18 protein-coding genes are annotated in these 20,001 nt (G+C 51.4%); 6 read left to right on the top strand and 12 right to left on the bottom strand.

What is annotated here, in order from left to right; genetic code table 11:
- Positions 1 to 213: 213 nt before the first annotated feature.
- Positions 214 to 813, top strand: coding sequence for a YiiQ family protein (locus FCH32_RS21135; protein ID WP_096758825.1), 600 nt, complete (start codon positions 214 to 216; stop codon positions 811 to 813).
- Between the two features lie 108 nt (positions 814 to 921).
- Entirely contained in the window at positions 922 to 1,689 is a 768-nt protein-coding gene (tpiA, locus tag FCH32_RS21130; protein WP_096758826.1) for a triose-phosphate isomerase, read from the top strand.
- 41 nt (positions 1,690 to 1,730) lie between these two features.
- Here tpiA and FCH32_RS21125 read toward each other — a convergent pair whose 3' ends face one another.
- The 10 genes from FCH32_RS21125 to cpxP all read right to left on the bottom strand — a co-directional run bounded on the left by FCH32_RS21125 (position 1,731) and on the right by cpxP (position 13,513).
- Positions 1,731 to 3,203 carry a DASS family sodium-coupled anion symporter gene (locus tag FCH32_RS21125; RefSeq protein ID WP_174361474.1) on the bottom strand — a complete coding sequence of 491 codons (1,473 nt, stop codon included), beginning with the start codon at positions 3,201 to 3,203 and terminating at the stop codon, positions 1,731 to 1,733.
- 112 nt (positions 3,204 to 3,315) lie between these two features.
- Positions 3,316 to 4,620 (bottom strand): SLC13 family permease, encoded by a 1,305-nt coding sequence (locus FCH32_RS21120; RefSeq protein ID WP_174361473.1) that lies wholly within the window; start codon positions 4,618 to 4,620, stop codon positions 3,316 to 3,318.
- Positions 4,621 to 4,706: 86 nt separating this feature from the next.
- Entirely contained in the window at positions 4,707 to 6,944 is a 2,238-nt protein-coding gene (locus FCH32_RS21115; protein ID WP_174361472.1) for a toxin-antitoxin system YwqK family antitoxin, read from the bottom strand.
- Between the two features lies 1 nt (position 6,945).
- On the bottom strand, positions 6,946 to 7,974 hold the full coding sequence (locus FCH32_RS21110; RefSeq protein ID WP_174361471.1) for a DUF4097 family beta strand repeat-containing protein: 1,029 nt from the start codon (positions 7,972 to 7,974) through the stop codon (positions 6,946 to 6,948).
- Positions 7,975 to 8,024: 50 nt separating this feature from the next.
- Positions 8,025 to 8,696, bottom strand: a complete 672-nt coding sequence (locus FCH32_RS21105) for a hypothetical protein (RefSeq protein ID WP_174361470.1) — start codon at positions 8,694 to 8,696, stop codon at positions 8,025 to 8,027.
- 65 nt (positions 8,697 to 8,761) lie between these two features.
- Positions 8,762 to 9,523 carry a CDP-diacylglycerol diphosphatase gene (locus FCH32_RS21100; protein WP_174361469.1) on the bottom strand — a complete coding sequence of 254 codons (762 nt, stop codon included), beginning with the start codon at positions 9,521 to 9,523 and terminating at the stop codon, positions 8,762 to 8,764.
- A gap of 103 nt (positions 9,524 to 9,626) precedes the next feature.
- The gene (gene sbp, locus FCH32_RS21095) at positions 9,627 to 10,616 is read right to left on the bottom strand and encodes a sulfate/thiosulfate ABC transporter substrate-binding protein Sbp (protein ID WP_096758830.1); all 990 of its coding nucleotides are present in this window, start codon (positions 10,614 to 10,616) and stop codon (positions 9,627 to 9,629) included.
- Positions 10,617 to 10,815: 199 nt separating this feature from the next.
- The gene (pfkA, locus tag FCH32_RS21090; RefSeq protein ID WP_117343655.1) at positions 10,816 to 11,778 is read right to left on the bottom strand and encodes a 6-phosphofructokinase; all 963 of its coding nucleotides are present in this window, start codon (positions 11,776 to 11,778) and stop codon (positions 10,816 to 10,818) included.
- Between the two features lie 184 nt (positions 11,779 to 11,962).
- Complete coding sequence (gene fieF, locus FCH32_RS21085; protein ID WP_096758832.1) at positions 11,963 to 12,865, bottom strand: CDF family cation-efflux transporter FieF; 903 nt, start codon at positions 12,863 to 12,865, stop codon at positions 11,963 to 11,965.
- Between the two features lie 147 nt (positions 12,866 to 13,012).
- A complete protein-coding gene (gene cpxP, locus FCH32_RS21080) occupies positions 13,013 to 13,513 on the bottom strand; it encodes a cell-envelope stress modulator CpxP (RefSeq protein ID WP_117343652.1) in 501 nt (166 codons plus the stop codon).
- 150 nt (positions 13,514 to 13,663) lie between these two features.
- Here cpxP and cpxR point away from each other — a divergent pair, with 150 nt between their 5' ends.
- Positions 13,664 to 14,362, top strand: a complete 699-nt coding sequence (gene cpxR, locus FCH32_RS21075; RefSeq protein WP_005121756.1) for an envelope stress response regulator transcription factor CpxR — start codon at positions 13,664 to 13,666, stop codon at positions 14,360 to 14,362.
- Positions 14,359 to 15,732 carry an envelope stress sensor histidine kinase CpxA gene (gene cpxA, locus FCH32_RS21070; RefSeq protein WP_096758834.1) on the top strand — a complete coding sequence of 458 codons (1,374 nt, stop codon included), beginning with the start codon at positions 14,359 to 14,361 and terminating at the stop codon, positions 15,730 to 15,732. Before cpxR ends, cpxA begins: the two co-directional genes overlap by 4 nt.
- Before the next feature lie 66 nt (positions 15,733 to 15,798).
- On the opposite strand, the gene yiiM is transcribed toward cpxA, so the two are convergent.
- Positions 15,799 to 16,473 (bottom strand): 6-hydroxyaminopurine reductase, encoded by a 675-nt coding sequence (gene yiiM / locus FCH32_RS21065; RefSeq protein WP_096758835.1) that lies wholly within the window; start codon positions 16,471 to 16,473, stop codon positions 15,799 to 15,801.
- 152 nt (positions 16,474 to 16,625) lie between these two features.
- On the opposite strand from yiiM, the gene FCH32_RS21060 reads away from it, so the two are divergent.
- Positions 16,626 to 17,516 carry a dihydrodipicolinate synthase family protein gene (locus FCH32_RS21060; RefSeq protein ID WP_115259794.1) on the top strand — a complete coding sequence of 297 codons (891 nt, stop codon included), beginning with the start codon at positions 16,626 to 16,628 and terminating at the stop codon, positions 17,514 to 17,516.
- Positions 17,517 to 17,604: 88 nt separating this feature from the next.
- Here FCH32_RS21060 and sodA read toward each other — a convergent pair whose 3' ends face one another.
- Entirely contained in the window at positions 17,605 to 18,225 is a 621-nt protein-coding gene (sodA, locus tag FCH32_RS21055; RefSeq protein WP_096758838.1) for a superoxide dismutase [Mn], read from the bottom strand.
- A gap of 255 nt (positions 18,226 to 18,480) precedes the next feature.
- Between sodA and FCH32_RS21050 the strand changes: the two genes are divergently transcribed.
- On the top strand, positions 18,481 to 19,902 hold the full coding sequence (locus FCH32_RS21050; protein WP_174361468.1) for an L-fucose/L-arabinose isomerase family protein: 1,422 nt from the start codon (positions 18,481 to 18,483) through the stop codon (positions 19,900 to 19,902).
- The last annotated feature ends 99 nt before the right edge of the window (positions 19,903 to 20,001 follow it).

Below are 20,001 nucleotides of genomic sequence, written 5' to 3'. Positions count from 1 at the left end.
ATTATTACCTTCAAGAACAGCTTACCCTTTTGACAAGCCCGACGGTTTTGCTCTATGGATTTCGAGTGGTGGGAAGGCGGCAAGTGAATGAGTCCCGATGAGCTTACTCAAGTAAGTGATTCGGGTGAATGAACGCAGCTAACGCACCTGCCACTTGAAAGACGACGAGTATATCGTTTTAATCGTGGTCAGTCATAATGAAAGGTACGATTGATGAAGCAAGGATTTACTCTGTTTTTATTATTGTTTTCAGCCCTGTCCGCAAGCCCTGTGGCTCGGGCGGAAGCGCCCTCGACGGCAACCACTGCCCCCTATCTGCTGGCGGGCGCGCCGACGTTTGATCTGTCGATCAGCCAATTTCGTGAAAACTTTAATACGCAGAATCCGAAGCTTGCATTAAATGAATTCCGCGCCATCGACAGCAGCCGTGATAAGGCAAATCTCACCCGAGCAGCCAGTAAAATCAATGAAAACCTGTATGCGTCATCAGCCCTTGAGCGCGGGACGTTGAAAATTAAAAGCATGCAGATAACCTGGCTGCCGATCCAGGGGCCGGAACAAAAGGCCGCCAAAGCCAAAGCGCTGGAGTACATGAGTGCCGTCATCCGCACCGTAGCCCCCTTATTGACCAAAGAACAAAGTCAGAAAAAACTGCAAAAATTGCTCACCGCAGGCAAAAGTAAGCATTACTACGCAGAAACCGAGGGTGCAATTCGCTATGTCGTGGCAGATAACGGCGAAAAAGGGCTGACCTTCGCTGTTGAACCGATTAAGCTGGCGCTATCTGAAAATCTCGAAGGGTCGAATAAATGACAAAAAGCAAAGCCTTCATGATGATCAATCTCTATACTGTTTCACAGACCATGCTGCCCTGACGGGCGGCCATCTTCCTTAATTCGCTGACAAGCGTGGAGAAATGAAATGCGACATCCTTTAGTGATGGGTAACTGGAAACTGAACGGCAGCCGCCACATGGTAAACGAACTGGTTGCTAACCTGCGTAAAGAACTGGCTGGCGTTGCTGGCTGTGCAGTAGCAATCGCTCCACCGGAAATGTATATCGACCTGGCGAACCACGCTGCTGCCGGTAGCCACATCATCCTGGGTGCGCAGAACGTTGACCTGAACCTGTCTGGCGCATTCACCGGTGAAACCAGCGCTGAAATGCTGAAAGATATCGGCGCGAAATACATCATTATCGGTCACTCTGAGCGTCGTACTTACCACAAAGAGTCTGACGAACTGATCGCTAAAAAATTCGCCGTGCTGAAAGAGCAGGGTCTGACGCCGGTTCTGTGCATCGGTGAAACCGAAGCAGAAAACGAAGCGGGCAAAACTGAAGAAGTGTGCGCACGTCAGATCGACGCAGTACTGAAGACTCAGGGCGCAGAAGCATTCGAAGGCGTGGTTATCGCTTACGAACCTGTATGGGCTATCGGTACCGGCAAATCTGCAACTCCGGCACAGGCTCAGGCTGTTCACAAATTCATCCGTGACCATATTGCTAAAGCTGACGCAAAAATCGCTGAACAAGTTATCATCCAGTACGGCGGTTCCGTAAACGCAGCTAACGCGGCAGAACTGTTCGCGCAGCCGGACATCGACGGCGCGCTGGTGGGTGGTGCTTCTCTGAAAGCCGACGCCTTCGCCGTGATCGTTAAGGCAGCTGAAGCCGCTAAACAGGCTTAAGTTGTTGTAAGGGGGGCATTGCCCCCCTTGTCATCTCCGCGTTACCAATATCCCAGCCAGTGCCACCAGAAGGCACCCGTTACCCCCCAGATAGTCAGGTTGGCCACACTCATCACCAGCCCTGTTTTCCACCACTCAGCCAGCGTAACGTAACCCGAGCCAAAAATGATGGGCGCAGTACCTGTGCCGTAGTGCGTGAGCGACATCATCAACGAGGATGAGAATCCCAGCATCAGGCCAAGCAGCGCCGGAGGCGCACCGAGACCTAATCCCGCCGCGAAGAACGCCGCGAACATCGCCGTAATATGCGCGGTAGTGCTGGCAAAAAAGTAGTGCGAATAGACGTAAAGCAGAACCAGCAGCAGTGTGGCGATACTCCAGTGAACGCCGAGATGATCGATGGCACTTCCGACGCTGGTCGCCAGCCAGCCGACCAGGCCCAGTTTGCTCAGGAAGTCCGCCATCATTACCAGCGCAGCAAACCAGACTATCGTATCCCATGCCCCACGGCATTTGAGAATATCATCCCAGCTGAGTACCCCGGTCACTAACAGAATTGATAAGCCGATTAACGCCGCGCTGGTGGGGTTGACGGTCCAGGCACTGCCCATAATCATCGCAGGAACACCCGCCCACAGGCAGAGCAGCAAAACGAAAACCGCGAGGGTGATTTTCTCTGCCAGCGCAAGCGGGCCAAGCGCATCGAGCTTTTGCCGGGCGAACTGCGGCGCGTTCGGCGTGCGGGTAATGGCCGGCGGGTAGAGCCACCAGATAATAATGGGCATCACGATCAGTGAGACGACCGCAGGCAGAAGCGCAGCGATGGCCCACATTCCCCAGGTCATATTCAGTACCCCATCCGTCCCTTTGGTCAAAAAGCTGACAATCAGTGGGTTAGGCGCGGTCGCAGTAATAAACATCGCCGAGGTAATCGGGTTAATGTTGTAGTTCACCAGCGCCAGATAGCGGCCGGTAGAATCGTTTTCCTTATCTCCTGGCTGAGACCCGAGGCTTTCGGCAATCGCCCGCATGACCGGGTGAATAATCCCACCACCGCGCGCGGTATTGCTTGGGGTTACGGGGGCTATCAGCGTTTCCGCCAGGGTTAACGCCCAGGCAATACCCAGCGTCCGTTTGCCAAACAGGGCAATAAACCCATAGCCAATGCGCGCGCCCAGCCCCGTTTTCAACAGGCTTTGCGACAGCATGATGGAGATACCGATCAACCAGATCAGTTGGTTAGAGAAACCGCTCAGCGCATCACTCAGCGCCGCAGTCGGTTTACCAGGGTGAGTGACGCCGGTCATTGCCACCAGCATAATCGCGACAATCGCGATAGCGCCAATAGGCATGGCTTTGCCAATGATGGCCGCGATAGTGCCAATAAACAACGCCAGCAGATGCCACGCTTCGGGGGTAACGTCAGGAGGGCAAGGGATAACAAACCAGATAGTCAGGGTAATCACGATCGAGATAATGGCAGGCCAACAGCGTATAGGGGTCAATCTGTCCATGAGACAATCCTTGAGTTTCCAGCACGCAAGTATGCACATCGATATTACCCGGTATCGACATGCAGAATGCGATTCACCTTCTCAATACATAAATTTTTACGATTACAAGACGTTATAGCTTCTCCAGTACGCTAAACCACAGATAATCCAGCGGCAGCAGAACCAGGTACGTTGCCATAGCCAGCGTAATGCACAGCAGCATTCCTGCCCGTGCAGGCACTTTGCCTAGCGCCATCGCCACCACAATTGGCGATGCCTGATACGGCAGCAACGGAGTGGAATAGCCCAACACCTGAATCATAATCACCGACAGCAGCGGAAACCCGGTCGCATCGGCAAAGCTCTGTGCCAGCGTGGTATACAGCGCCGGAACGCCGTTGGCGGTCATAATAAAATTGAGCGCCGTGGTAATACCGGTTAACGCCAGAAAGCTGGTAAAGGGTTTATCCGCGTCCAGCGGCATCACGTGTAGCAACGCCTCCCCCACCGCGCTACCGATACCGGTTTGCGTCACGGTGATCGCCAGCCCCAGGATCCCCGCCACGTAAATACAGGTGCGGATGTTCACCCCGCTGGAAAACTCGTCCCCGTTAATAAAGCCTACCCGTGGCAACAGCGTAATGATTGCCGCCGCCAGCCCAGTCCAGGCCGGACCAATACCGTGCCAGCTTTCGCTGACCCACATCAGCAACACCACCGCTAACATCCAGGCCAGCCGTTTTTCATCGCGACTCATCGGCGCAGGTGGCATCACATCCATAGGGGCATGGGGCTTGCCGGGGAACAGCCAGCAGATCAGTCCAACCAGCAGCGCGCCTTTTAGCCAGCCGAGGACCGGCGTATGCAGCATTAAATAGGGTAGATAATTCAGATGGATACCGTAAGAACCTTCCGTTGCGCCGCTCATCACCAGATTCGGTACGTTGGCGGGTAGGATGGTGGCAGAAAGCTGGAACGTCCCAAAACCCACGGCTAACGCCAGACCGTACCAGGCACGGGTACCGTCGACAATGCCAGCGCGTTTCGCCATCACCGCGACAATCGGCATCAGCAGCGCAATACGCCCCATATTGGACGGCATCACAAACGCCAGCGCATAGCTCAGCAGCACCACGCTTGCGACCATTAACGGCCAGGAATCGGTCAACCGGGACGACAACGCCCGCGCCGCCCTGTCCGCCAGTCCCGTTTTACGTATCGCGATGCCCAACACGAAACCGCTGAAAACCAGCCAGAACGCCGACGAAGCAAAGCCGCCAAAAATCACCTCCGGTGGGGCGATTTTCGCCACCATTGCGACAGAGAAGAATATCAGTGCCGTAATGAACTCCGGTAACAGCGACGTGGCCCAGAGCAGAATGGTGATGCCAACCACCAGTGAAGGGATAAACAGAGGGTGCGTAAGCCAGAGCGACATGCCTGTCTCCTGTTGTTTTTTTCAACAAGAATACGGGGACAGGCACAGAGAGTAAACGCCAGATTAGGTGGGGTTACAGACCACGTTTATTCAGAGAGCGCTTTAAAGTTACCAGCCTGATGCCGTTTCCGCAGCTCTTCGACTGGAACCTCATGTCCTTGTTCATCATAATAATAATTTACACCGGTGCCATAAGGATCGACCGTTACCACATCTTCATTGCCGTCATGGTAGGTCGTCGCAAGACGTATCGTGTTGCTATACAACACACCATCATAATAGAAACGATCGCTAAAGGTTTTTTCTGAAGTCTTGACCAACTGCCGATCAATCACGCCCTGATTATCCCAGCTCGTACTTTCTATTTTCCGATTATTGTGTTGCAGAACTTTTGATGCCAGAAAACCAGAATCATGCCACCAGTATTCCATTCCGCAAACCGCTACGGTGTTTGACGGGGAACTACACCAATAATTGTACCGCGATAAGTTATTCTCGCTGGAATGAAAGGTGGATTGTTCTCTAAGACCTTCGCTGAGAATATGTGTATCTGCCAATAAGCGCATGCGAATGGGTTTATGTGCATAATCATCTGAGGATGAATAATCATAGCGGGTATCTTCTAGCGGGTAACTTCCACCTTCCCAGCGCGCATAAGAAAATAGCTTTCCGGAATAGTTAAATTTATATTCCACACCGAATTTTTCGCCATTTTTCCAGTGCACTAGCGATGCCAGAACGCCACCTTTGTGCCAGGTACGCCACTCACCCTCTTTTATCGAAGCGGCCAGGCTCGATGAGCGTTGATCGCAAACATCCTGATTGGCGAGGTTTTTACATAGCCCACTATCTCCGGGTGAAATAATTTTCCAATGTCGGAGTTCAGAAATCTGACCATTATCCTCGTAATAGACCTCTTCGCCCTGCAACTGACCATTCAGATAGTTTGCATGTCTTTTTAATTTCCCGTTAGGGTACCATTCGTTGGTTTCGCCATTTAATAAGCCACGTTGGTAATTTTTTATGGCAATATTTTGCCCCTCAGGGGTCGTCAGTCGCAGTTCGCCTTCCAGTAACCCACGATGGTATTTTGCATAACGGGGTTCGGTGGTCATCATCTCCTTCCACTCCCCCTCTTTATCACCGTTGAGGTACTGCCCTTCGTCTTCAACAACCCAGGACGAGTCAGAGCCCTTTTGCTGCACTTTCCGCTGCCAGCGCCCATTCAACGCTTTATTCTGCCAGGTCTCAATCGCAATGACCTCACCAGCATCAGAAAAGGTCTGCCATACACCATCTCTCTCATCATCTAGATACTTTCCTTCCTGTCGCTGCAAGTCAACGGTAAATTCCTGCCACCCGCCTTCACGTTTACCGTCGCGGTAATTACCTTTTTCCAGAAGCCGCCCTTCCTCTGCGCTATAGCTCGTTATCTCTCCGTCAATTTCACTATTGTGATATTGCCCGACCCTATTCTTAACTAACTGACATCCTTGCAGGCTGAAATCAACAAACGGCCCTTCTTTGCGAAAACTTTTTTCTGCCGTTACGTTCTGATAATAGAGTCCGGTAATGGCGAAGCCACTATCATCATTGCCGCAAGAGCCCTGGCGCAATACGTCCATCGTCAATGTATAACGCGTATTTTCATTTTTATTGTTTACTCGCTCGATAAATTTATCCGGAAAGATAATTGAATAGCCATTAACATCATTCATATTCTTAACATCATCATACATTTCATCAAAATAGCGTAGAAATTCAGAATGATATTTATCAGGTGAAGCAAGAATCTCAGTAAACAGCGGATCGGGTAAATCCTGTGGGAAGCTGGTCATTAAATACTGCTGCGGTAATAAACGACCGATAGCCTTGCGGGCGTTGACTACGGTAAATTTATCCAACGACGCGGCAACTTTTTCAAGTTGTGGTGTAAAACGTGTTAGCGGTAGCACACTATCCGAGTCCGCCCCCCATGCCCTGAGATGCGGTTTTCCTGCCGCATCACGATACATAACGATAATTTCATCCTGACCTCCCTGATCAAGATCTTGATAAAACACGGCAATAATAGAAACATTCCCTAGCGCGTACTGCCGATTTTCGCTTGGTTCATAATCCGATATCGTGTGATCTTCAGTCTCTTCCGTGGAGGAAAAGTACGCTGTGACCTTATTATCTTTCTGGTAAAACGTGAGCGTTTGACCGACAGGGGTCGCCAAAGGCCCATGAACCAGTTTCCCCAGCTCTTCGGCAATAACATTCCCGGAGGCTAACGATATGCCGAGCATTGCCGCTGGCATCCAACTACATCTTTTTTTCATCTTATTTGCTTCCCTGCTCTGCGGGCTGGAGAGTAAAAACACCGCCGATGGTTGAGAGCGTGATCTGCGTATTCCCTGGCTTTCCTTGTGCTAATTCCAGATGTTCGTCAGAGAGAGGTCGTTTAGCCGAGGTGGGCTTCTGTTGAGAAAGTTGATTCACAATATTATTTCCGGTGACGCCGTCCGCAATGATTTTCCCCTGCCAGTCTGCGGGAATAATCGTTGCTATTTCACCATCAGCAGAAAAGATATGCCCTTTTATCAGCGGTGTTCCCAAACGAATCGTCCCACTCCCTGTCTGCAAATCATTACTAAAATTCTCACAGGCTGGCGCGTTAATAGTTTGCTTGCCAGTGGTTTGTCTAATGCGGATCGTTTGAGCCTGCGAGTTGAGGGTCAAATCGCCATTCACCAGATCGACCGCCATCGTTCCCTCAGAGCGCTCGTCGGTCACAGATCCGCTACGTAGCTTCAGCGACAAATCGCTTTTCATCGCCTCCGTCCGAATGTGTCCATTAATAACATCAATGGACACATTGCCGCTGACGGCATTTTGCGCATCGACCTTTCCATTCACCACATTGATGCGAATAGTATTTTTCGTTCCCTTGAGATAAACGTCAGACAACGTACCATTGATCTGGTACTGACCAGTTGCAGGAAGGATAAGCGCCGCCGTCACACCTTTCACTTTTTGCAAATCGATGTCAGCCGGGGCAGGCAATGTTAGCGTGGCAGTCTGACCATCAAGAGACCATTGCGGCTCTTCTGAAGGGAGGTCGCCCGTAATTTTTCGCGTGGTAAGCGTCGATTCTTGAGCAATATTGACCTTTTGCAAATCCAACGAGACCTGCGGTTTACCGTCATCACGCGTAACAATGAGCAAGGCTCCCCTGGCAATATTTACCGTTAATGTACCGTTTTCAGGTAATGACCAGTCATATTTTTTCGCGTCGGCCGACACCGTCAGCAAGCACAGAGAAAGCGCGATGACGCAAGGCCATTGCGGAATGTATCTTCCTGAAAACATAGAATTTCCTTTCAAGTTCCATGCAATATTTTGTTAAAATAGTTCAACCATTAACGACGCTGACGAAGCGCATCCCGTTGTTCTTTAGGCATAACGAGATACGTTTCCTTAAGACTAGTATCTAATGGTTTATTATCTCTATAGTCATCAAGTGACTGTTTTATATCCCTTCGGTCACCACAGACGGCATTCAAATACTCTCCACCAAAAGAATAGACATCAACATTCATTACCGTATCGCAAGAATGAGAATTAATTATCTTCCTGGCAAAGTCGATGTTACGTTGATGATACGCATCATATTTATCACCATAGTATTTCACTGCCGGTGAGGTCGTGCTTTTCTCAAGCACCCAGTGATTAATTCTGCTGTCAGCACCTTGTTTAGCAAGATCTGAAAGCCTTCTGACAGATTCAGGCGGTAGCTTTAGTTCACTACCTTTTCCAGTCACACCTGAAATAAAAATATAATCGTTACTTTCGGCAGAGTAATTACGATAAACCACCTGCATTTCTGACAGATAGCTTTCACCACCGCTCCCGGTATAGGTAAATTTTTCTTCCGGTTTGATCTGATATATTTTCCAGGTTAACTTTAAATTATTCAGCCTGGTCTCTTTTTGTTGTGATGATTCAATTTTGTCTATTACATATAAATCATTTGCGAATGTAACGATAGAGTAACTAAACAATAAAATTGTAGGCAATGATATCTTGTACATGAAAATTCCCTTTTTATTTATGTCATCATCATATACCTAACTACAAGCGAATTCATTCAACGGAATCAATTTTCAGAATAATGCAGCAAATTACAGTCGTGATCCTGAATTTCCTCGGCGGAGGCGAGATTCAGCGACAGCAGATCGCGCTGGGTCGCCAGCAGGACAAAGGACTCATCGCTCTGACGCACCATCGCCAGCGCATAGCGCCCCATATGATCACGCGCATCCGGCACCTCTTCCGCCAGCATCATAAACGGGCTGCGCTGTGCCAGTTCGTTTTCCGTCACGCGGCGCGCCAGATACTCGTGCCCACGTAATCCCCCCGGCAAAGGCAGCCAGCGGGTGCTGATTTTCGCCATATTGTCATCCAGTTGCGTTCTAACGTCAGGACGCAGGCAAGAGATATGAATGTGGAAATGGTTTTGCGTGCGGCCAGACGGCGAGTTGATCGTGAGTGATACCGCTTTATCAGGAATTTCCTGGCCGTATTTTTGGCTCATAAAACCGCGCGCTTGCCAGGCGAGCCAGAAAAAATTCGGCGTGCCTGATTGCAACAGCAGCGGGCTTTCCGTGCCGTTAATGCGGTAAGTGGGCATCAATAAGTATTGCAGAGGGCCGTTACGGTCTTTGAACACCACATACCCGGCATCCGGTTTCACCTCCGCACACGGCGCAGGGTTATGCCGTTGCAGCTGGTTCGGCAGGCATTGCTCAAGAACAATCTGGCGTAATGCATCCGGGTTACCGTTGAGTTTCCAGTAACCTATGCCCGCAGCGGCAGCGATAATCATCACCACCAGTAAAAAATAGCCTGCTTTTTTCATTACGCGTTTCCTGTATCCCATTGAAGGGTAAGCGTAACGTAAAATGATGACAAATAAAAAAACCCGGTCGCGTTATGCCACCGGGCCTGCAAACACATCTGCGTTAGCGTTTACTGATTTGGTCAAACGTACCGCCGTTAGAGAAGTGCTCTTTCTGCGCTTTGGTCCAGCCACCAAACTCGTCGTCGATGGTGAACAACTTCAGCTTCGGAAAGGCATTTTCGTATTTCTTCGCCACGTCAGCATCACGCGGGCGGTAATAGTTTTTCGCCGCAATTTCCTGACCTTGCGGAGAATAGAGATACTTCAGGTAGGCTTCGGCCACTACTTTACTGTCTTTCTTTTCTACCACTTTGTCGACAATAGACACGGTCGGTTCTGCGAGAATAGATTCGCTTGGCGTGACGATCTCAAACTTGTCTTTACCCAGTTCGTTCGTCGCCAGCAGCGCTTCGTTTTCCCACGCGATCAGCACATCGCCAATTCCGCGTTCAACAAAGGTATTGGTAGAGCCGCGCGCGCCGGAATCCAGCACTTCCACGTTTTTAAACAGAGCTTTGACGAAGTCCTGAGCTTTGGCCTGATCGTTGTTGTTGTGGTGCAGGGCGTAACCCCATGCCGCCAGATAGTTCCAGCGTGCCCCGCCGGAGCTTTTCGGGTTTGGCGTAATGACTGACACACCCGGTTTAACCAGATCGTTCCAGTCATGAATCTGCTTTGGATTGCCTTTGCGCACCAGGAAGACGATGGTGGAGGTGTAAGGTGCAGAGTTGTCCGGCAGGCGTTTAATCCAGTTTTTATCGATACGGCCACGCTCAGCAATGGCGTCCACGTCATAGGCCAACGCCAGGGTAACCACATCGGCTTCGATACCGTTGATAACTGAGGTTGCCTGTTTACCGGAGCCACCATGTGACTGGCGGATCACCACGTTATCGCCCGTTTCCTGTTTCCAGTGCGCCGCGAAGGCTTTGTTGTACTGTTCGTACAGCTCACGCGTTGGATCGTACGATACGTTAAGTAACTGAATATCCTTTGCCAGAACGCTGGTCGATGCCAGCAATAATGTTAACCCTACGCCCCATTTGTTCATCGCCCAGCTCTCTTATTTAATGTTGTGATGAGCAGAGCGTGCCAGAAAGCGATCCAAACTTTAAAGAATAAAAAAAGATTTGCTATAACGTGGGGGAATATATGGAGTCGGATTTTTGCCTGATGGCGCTACGCTTATCAGGCCTACGATTTGCTCATGTAGGCCGGATAAGGCGCAAGCCGCCATCCGGCAATTGCAATCAGTACAGTTTTTTCGCGCAGTCCAGCCAGTCACCTTTGAACGGACGCTTCATATTCTCGATAGCGTCGATGATGTCGTGGTGAACCAACTGTTCGTTCTGAATACCGACGCAGCGACCGCCATGACCTTCAAGCAGCAGATCAATGGCATACGCCCCCATACGGGATGCCAGAATACGGTCGTAAGGCACCGGGGAACCACCACGCTGGATGTGACCCAGTACGGTTGAGCGCGTTTCACGGCCGGTTTCTTTCTCGATGTAATGCGCCAGTTCATCAACGTCACACATGTGCTCGGTGATCGCCACAATCGCGTGTTTCTTACCTTTGGCGATGCCAGCTTTGATTTCAGCGACCAGATCGTCACGGCTGAATTCAACTTCCGGAACGACGACGAATTCGCAGCCACCGGCAATTGCTGCCGCCAGAGTCAGGTCACCACAGTAGCGCCCCATCACTTCAACGATAGAGATACGCTGGTGAGAAGAAGAGGTGTCACGCAGACGGTCAATCGCTTCTACCACGGTACCCAGTGCGGTGAAGTAGCCGATAGTGTAGTCGGTGCCTTTAATATCGTTGTCGATAGTACCCGGCAGGCCAATGCACGGGAAACCCATTTCAGTCAGACGTTTTGCACCCAAGTAGGAACCGTCACCACCGATAACAACCAGGGCGTCAATCCCACGCTTCTTCAGGTTTTCGATAGCCACAGCGCGCACGTTTTCGTCGCGGAATTCCGGGAAGCGAGCAGAACCGAGGAAAGTACCGCCACGGTTGATCATGTCGGACACGCTATAACGGTCGAGCTGAACCATACGGTCTTCATACAAACCCAGGTAGCCATCATGGATCCCCATGACTTCCAGTCCTTCCGTCAACGCTGCACGTACAACACCACGGATTGCTGCGTTCATGCCCGGCGCATCACCGCCGCTTGTCAACACACCGATTTTCTTAATCATGACTACCTCTGAACTTTGGAATGCAAAATGAAATCTGCTGCCGGAAGTCGATTCCGCATATCGAAACGATCCAACGAATATGCAGATAGTATAACAATCACTTCCTGCTGAATTGATTCAGGTCAGGCCAAACGGTGGTAATTTATACACAAAATGCTGGCCCTGCTCACTTTTTTACAACGAATTATGAAAGCTCAAACATCTTGCCTTCCTTGGGTACGACTGAACAGGGATCCTGATGAATAATCACATCCGATCCCGGGAAACGCCGCAAAATCGCCTGCTCAACCTGTTCAGCCACTAAATGCGCCTGAACGAGCGGCAGATTATCTTCCATTTCCAAATGAATCTGAATAAAGCGGGTCGGCCCTGACTGCCGCGTGCGAAGATCGTGAGCGCCGCTGACTCCTGGCCATGACGTCACTATATCAATAATTTCCTGACGTTCTTCATCGGGCAAGGCGCGATCCAGCAAGGATTGCACCGCCTCGTAGCCCATACGCAATGCGCTATATAGAATATAGATGCCAATCCCGAGCGCAAACAAGGCATCCGCACGATGCCAACCGTACCAGGCCAGACCAAGCGCGACGAGAATAGCGCCGTTCATCATAACATCAGACTGATAATGAAGCATATCTGCCCGAACGGCCTGACTTTGCGTACGCTTAACGACCCAACGCTGAAACGTGACCAGTATGATAGTACAAATTAACGCAATGACGGTGACGATTACCCCAACGCCCGGATCTTTCATCGGCGTCGGTTGAACAAGATGCTGAATGCCTGTCAAAAATAAGAACAGCGCCGAGCCAGAAATAAACATACTTTGCGCCAGCGCCGCCAGCGATTCTGCTTTCCCGTGCCCGAACGTGTGTTCATCATCGGCTGGCTGTAAGGAATAGCGCACCACCAGCAAATTGGTTAACGACGCGGCAATATCGACCAAAGAGTCCACCAGTGCAGCCAGAATACTCACCGACCCGGTGTACCACCACGCAAAAATTTTGATCAAAAGTAACAGCGAAGCCATCACGGTCGCCGCGATAGCCGCCCGGCTCACCAGCCGCCCATAAGTTTGATTCATAAGCACTCCCATCAGGATATGCCGCTAGTATAACGGATGAACTAAAACAGTCAGGCAATAAGAAAGTGTCAAATTTTGGGCAAAAAAAACCCCCACATCATGTGGGGGAAGACAGGGATGGTGTCTATGGCAAGGAAAACAGGGTTACTACTGGGAACGTGAGTTGCTACTACTCAATAAATTCAACGATGAGCTTTTCTGCCATTGCGCGACATCGCGCAGCTGCTCCATTCGTTGTTCATGTTTCTCATTTAAAACCGCTTGCTGCTCGGGCGTTAACAGGCGATACATCTGGTTGCGGACCTTGGCGATTTCAACCTGGCGGGCAACCTGCTGTTGTGCCATCTTTTCTGCCTGAGCGCGCACAGCGCTTTCATCAAAATTCTCTGCGGTGACAAGACGATGCATTGTCTCCATTTCGCTAACATTAACAGGAGGCTGCTCATGTCTGGCCTGCTGCATTAAATCTCGCATCTGTTGACGTTGATGTTCGGTTAAACTGATACCGTCAAACATGTGGCTCTGCGCATTACGTTGCGAAGAGCTTTCACCCAGGTGCCAGTGATCGCCTGTGACGACTTCAGCTGCATGGCTAAACGTACTGAGTGCCAGCGTTGAGGCCATGACGGCAGCGGTAACTTTGCCCATCACTTGCTCCCAAAATCTTTTCTGTCGCGATTCAACGAGAGACAGTTTACGATTCGGGCTGCAAACATGCGTCAGGGGGTGTAAAACAACGTAAAGTCATAGATTAGCGCCGCCTGATGTCGTAATTTCTGCCTCGGAGGTACGTAAAAAATGAATAAAATACTGCTAGTTGATGATGACCGAGAGCTGACATCCCTGTTAAAGGAGCTGCTCGAAATGGAAGGTTTCGATGTGCTGGTTGCCCATGATGGGGAGCAGGCACTGGAGCTTCTGGATGACAGCATCGATTTACTTTTGCTCGACGTCATGATGCCGAAGAAAAACGGCATTGATACACTGAAAGCACTTCGCCAGACACACCAGACCCCCGTAATCATGCTGACCGCCCGCGGCAGCGAACTGGATCGCGTACTCGGCCTTGAGCTGGGCGCGGACGATTATTTACCCAAACCGTTTAACGACCGCGAACTGGTCGCGCGTATCCGCGCCATTCTGCGCCGCTCCCACTGGAGCGAACAGCAGCAGAACAGCGATAACGGCTCGCCGACGCTGGAAGTGGATGCGTTAAGCCTCAATCCAGGTCGCCAGGAAGCCAGCTTTGACGGGCAAACCCTGGAGTTAACCGGTACCGAATTCACCCTGCTGTATTTGCTGGCGCAGCATCTCGGCCAGGTGGTTTCTCGTGAACATTTAAGCCAGGAAGTGCTGGGCAAACGTCTGACACCGTTCGATCGTGCTATCGACATGCATATCTCGAACCTGCGTCGTAAGCTGCCGGAGCGTAAAGACGGGCACCCGTGGTTTAAAACCCTGCGCGGTCGCGGCTATCTGATGGTCTCCGCTTCATGATAGGAAGTTTAACCGCACGCATCTTTGCCATCTTCTGGTTAACGCTGGCACTGGTGCTGATGCTGGTGCTGATGTTACCCAAGCTCGACTCACGCCAGATGACCGAGCTACTGGATAGCGAACAGCGCCAGGGGTTGATGATTGAGCAGCACGTTGAAGCTGAACTGGCGAACGATCCGCCCAACGATTTGATGTGGTGGCGTCGCTTGTTTCGTGCGATAGACAAGTGGGCGCCGCCGGGACAGCGGTTATTACTTGTTACGACGGAAGGACGCGTGATCGGCGCAGAACGCAACGAAATGCAGATCATTCGTAACTTTATTGGTCAGGCCGATAACGCCGATCATCCGCAAAAGAAAAAATACGGTCGTGTTGAAATGGTTGGGCCTTTCTCCGTCAGAGATGGCGAAGATAACTACCAACTGTACCTCATTCGGCCTGCCAGCAGTTCACAATCTGACTTCATCAACCTGCTGTTTGACCGACCGCTGTTACTGCTGATCGTGACCATGTTAGTCAGCTCTCCGTTGCTGCTTTGGCTGGCCTGGAGTCTGGCAAAACCGGCACGTAAGCTAAAAAATGCGGCGGATGAAGTGGCACAGGGTAACCTGCGTCAGCATCCTGAACTGGAAGCCGGTCCGCAAGAATTCCTGGCGGCAGGTGCCAGCTTTAACCAGATGGTGACGGCGCTGGAACGCATGATGACCTCACAGCAACGCCTGCTGTCGGACATCTCTCACGAGTTGAGAACGCCGTTAACGCGTCTGCAACTGGGGACCGCGCTGCTGCGCCGTCGTAGCGGCGAGAGCAAAGAGCTGGAGCGTATTGAAATGGAAGCGCATCGACTGGACAGCATGATCAACGATCTGCTGGTCATGTCGCGCAATCAGCAGAAAAACGCGCTAGTCAGTGAAACCGTGAAGGCGAATCACCTGTGGGGTGACGTGCTGGATAACGCCGCCTTTGAAGCCGAGCAGATGGGCAAATCGTTCACAGTTAACTTCCCGCCAGGGCCGTGGCCGCTGTACGGTAACCCGAATACGCTGGAAAGTGCGCTGGAGAACATTGTTCGCAACGCCCTGCGCTACTCACACACCAGGATTGAAGTGGGCTTCGCGGTGGATAAAGACGGGATTACCATCACCGTGGACGATGATGGTCCGGGCGTGAGCCCCGAAGACAGAGAACAGATTTTCCGTCCGTTCTATCGTACCGATGAAGCGCGCGATCGCGAATCTGGCGGTACTGGTCTGGGTCTGGCAATTGTTGAAACCGCTATTCAGCAGCATCGTGGCTGGGTCAAGGCCGAAGACAGCCCATTGGGTGGTCTGCGCCTGGTGCTCTGGCTGCCACTGTATAAACGTGCGTAATTGTGCCTGTTGCGCCGGATGACGATGCTAACGCATCTTATCCGGCCTACAGGTTCAATAATCGCCTTATTTTCCCCACAATCTCCGCGAATTATCTTCGATCTTGCCGCTTAAGCGGCGTTTCTGCATGGTTCTGGTCCAGCTCTTTGACAGCCCCGCCGCCGACAGCAAACGGTGATACTGGTCGTCATCAAACGGCATATGCCAGGCAATGGCGATGGCCTCTTGCACGCTAACGTCACTCACACGAGACGCCAGTACCAGCGGCGCATCCGCCGATACCATGCCGGGTGCGATAACGCTGCACAACCAGCCGGTCTTGCCCGCATCCTGCATCTGGCTTGCCATATCGCTAATAGCAAAATGAAAATTCAGCTTAAAACACGGCGAGCGTGGCTGTGTGACCTGAATCAGCGCCTCACCCCACTGGAAGATATCACCAATAAAAACATTCTCTTCCGTCATGCCCTGCGTTGACAGGTTCTCGCCAAAAGCGGGCGCGACAAACAACTCTGCCTGTTCAGGAAAAGCCTGTCGCCAGTGTAGGTAGTGTTCACGCGGATAATGGCACAGCGCGCGGTCCGGCCCACCGTGAATTTTCGTTTCTGCCTGTTCATCCCCTGCCAACCCTAATTCGGTCAGCATCAGCTCGCCATCGACCTGAACTTTCGCAATCGCACTGGGGCGGCTTCCCGTGTAATCCCGAATCTTGCCTGCAAATACATCAACCGGATATCGCATCTGTTCCCTCTCCCGATAACTTTTCCCCATTACACCCTATTTATTCTACCCTATTCGCTCAAAATGAGAGCACGGTTGGTGTGAAACGTAGGGACACATGCTATCAATGTAAGTTGGTTTTGAAACAACATTTCAATTAAGGAGTCGACAACGTGACGGGTCAATCGCAATTTGCTGGCGTCTGGTGTCCTTCCATTACGCCAATGGACAATGACGGCAAGATCGATTTCAACGGTCTGAGCCAGCATCTCAAACGCCTTACCGAGGCACAGATCGACGTTATTTTGCTGATGGGAAGCATTGGGGAATTTGCCTCCTTTACGCTCGACGAAAGGCTGCAGTTGATCCGTGAAGCCCGAGCTATGAGCTCGCTGAAGATGGTCGCCAACGTCTCATCCACCTGCCAGAATGATGTGCTACTGATGGCGCAGGAAGCGTATCACGCGGGATACGATGCCGTCATGATCCTGCCACCTTACTATTACGGACAAACGGCAACGCAGCTGCTGAGCTACTTCCGCCAGTTAGGGCAACAACTCAGCGGTCAATGGTTTGCCTATAACTTCCCGGCCCGTACCGGCTGTGATTTAACACCTGAGCTGGTTGCTACCCTGGCCGGGGAATTCCCGAACTTCGCCGGTATCAAAGACACCGTGGACTGCCAGTCCCATACCCGCAGTATGATTCAGACCACCCGCGCTGTACGCAAAGATTTTGCCGTACTCTCCGGCTACGACGAATATTACATCCCCAACCTGCTGGCAGGCGGCGCAGGGATTATTTCTGGCCTAAATAACGTGATGCCTGAGCTGTTTGTCCACGCACGCGAGGCGTTTAAACAGGGCGACCTGGCGGCGTTGCGTGATATTCAGGATAAGATTGGCACGTACATGTCCATCTACGCTATTGGCGAGGATTTTGTCACCACCATTAAAACCGTGGTGTCGCGTAAGTTTGGCTATTGCACCGGCGTTTCGCGTAATGCAGGTGGGGAGTTAAACGAGGACCAATGCCGAATAATTGATGAGGTGTTTGGGCGTTAATATTACCCGGCCCGCATCATGATGTGGGCCGGGTAAGTGCATCAGGCAATACAGCGTTACCGCTCTACGCCATCAGGCTGTATGGGGCTTATTTTTTCGCCGCGAAACGCGCCGCAGCTTCGTCCCAGTTCACCACGTCCCAGAACGCTTTGATGTAGTCCGGGCGACGGTTCTGGAATTTCAGGTAGTAAGCGTGTTCCCAAACGTCCAGGCCCACGATCGGGAAGCCGGAAGCGCCAGAGATAGCCTCACCCATCAGCGGGGAATCCTGGTTGGCAGTAGAAACCACAGCCAGTTTGTCACCTTTCAGTACCAGCCATGCCCAGCCAGAACCGAAACGGGTTGCCGCTGCTTTTTCAAATTCAGCTTTGAAGTTATCAACAGAGCCAAAGTCGCGTTCGATAGCCGCTTTCAGGTCACCCTGCAGCGTAGTACCTGTTTTCAGACCTTTCCAGAACAGGCTGTGGTTAGCGTGGCCGCCTGCGTTGTTACGCAGTACGGTTTTCTTATCCGCTGGCAGCTGATCCAGTTTAGTGATCAGCTCTTCAACAGGCAGGCTAGCGAATTCAGGCAGGCTTTCCAGCGCAGCGTTCGCGTTGTTTACATAGGCCTGGTGGTGCTTGGTATGGTGGATTTCCATCGTCTGCTTATCAAAGTGCGGTTCAAGGGCATCATAAGCGTACGGCAGGGATGGCAGTGTATAACTCATAATCATCTCCAGTATTGTCGGGCGGCCAGTGTTAACGCCGCGTAAGCAGTTGAGTCATTATAGTTAATTAAATGATATTGAAAATGATTATCAATGCCGTACTTTTTACAGGGCTATTGCAAGATGAAAATGTGAGCGCCACCGGGAAAATCAGGCGAATTTTGCCAACCTGCGTAGGAAACAGGCAGCGACATAAAGGACATGGGAGACAAAGCACGAGATAGTCTGCGGATTATCTCACAAGGAAATATTGCTATGTCTGTCAACATCGCCCTTTTCGGAATCGGCCTCGACACATACTGGCCCCAGTTTGCTGGCCTGGAGTCACGCTTGCAGGGTTACCTGCAAACGATTGATGAGCGTCTGACGGCGCAACAGGCCACCGTCATTAATGGCGGCCTGATTGATAACGTCGATAAAGCCGATGATCTTATCAGGCGATTACAACAGCAGCCGGTCGATGCGGTCTGTCTTTACATTAGCACCTACGCACTCAGCGCAACGGTTCTACCCCTTGTACAGAGTATCAATAAGCCAGTTATTATTATGGCCCTACAGCCGGAGCCTGGCCTGCCCTATTCGGCAATCCGCCAAATTCCCGATCGGGGCGGACGTACTGGAGAGTGGCTGGCGCACTGCCAGGCCTGCAGCGCGCCCGAACTGGCAAACGTATTTAACCGTGCGAATATCCGCTTCCAGTTGATTGTTGGTGCGTTACAAGGCGATGAGTACGTCTGGCAACAAATGGCACAGTGGTTACAGGCCCTTAATGCCTGCCAGATGCTGGCAAACTGTCAGGTCGGCGTACTCGGACACTATTATGACGGCATGGTGGACGTTTACAGCAATATGACGAACCTGTCCGCCAAATTAGGCGTACGCTTTAAGCCACTGGAAATGTGTGAGCTGGCGGAATACCGCGAGCAGGTCAGCGAGACAGATCTCAGCGTCAAACAACAGGAAATGTACCGTGTGCTTCAGCTGGATCCGACATGCGAACCGGCAGAGCTTGATCGCGCACTCACCACCGCCTGCGCCATGGATAAACTGATTGCCCAGAACACACTCGGTGCACTGGCCTACTACTACGAAGGTAGAAACGGCAATGCTTACGAGAACATCATCACCTCAATCATTCTTGGCAACACACTACTCACCCACCGTGGTATTCCCGTGGCAGGTGAATATGAAATCAAAAATGTACTGGCGATGAAAATTCAGCAGCTTCTGGGGGCGGGTGGTTCATTCTCTGAGCCATATGGAATTGAATTTATTGATGATGTTGTATTGTGGGGACATGATGGCCCGGCGCACCCGCTGATGGCTGATGGTCCGGTGCGTCTGGTTCCGCTGCCGGTTTATCATGGTAAACCGGGTAAAGGTGTGTCTATCCAGATGACCGTGAAACCGGGCCCGGTAACCTTTCTTTCGGTCATTGAAGATGCCGAAAACGGGGTGCGTTTGCAGTATGCCGAAGGGGAAGCAGTGGCAGGTGAAGTCCTGGATATCGGCAATACCAACAGCCGCTATCGCTTCCCGTTATCGGCTCGCGATTTCACCACGCAATGGTGCATGGGCGGTCCAGCCCATCATTGCAGCATTGGCCTTGGTCATCATGGTGAGGTACTGGAAAAACTCGCCTGGCTACTGGGTATTCAGACGGTAAAAATCTGCTAACCCTTAATATTATCGCCCTTCTCAAAAAAGAGGGGCGGATCAGCATTTGTGATCAACATCCTTTTCATCCCCTGAATTTTGCCAGCATTGCCCATCCTA

The sequence above is a fragment of the Citrobacter gillenii genome (genome assembly GCF_013337685.1).
GTDB lineage: Bacteria > Pseudomonadota > Gammaproteobacteria > Enterobacterales > Enterobacteriaceae > Citrobacter > Citrobacter gillenii.
The sequence above is the reverse complement of the archived record's forward strand: the minus strand, read 5'-3'. Positions and strand labels throughout refer to the sequence as shown.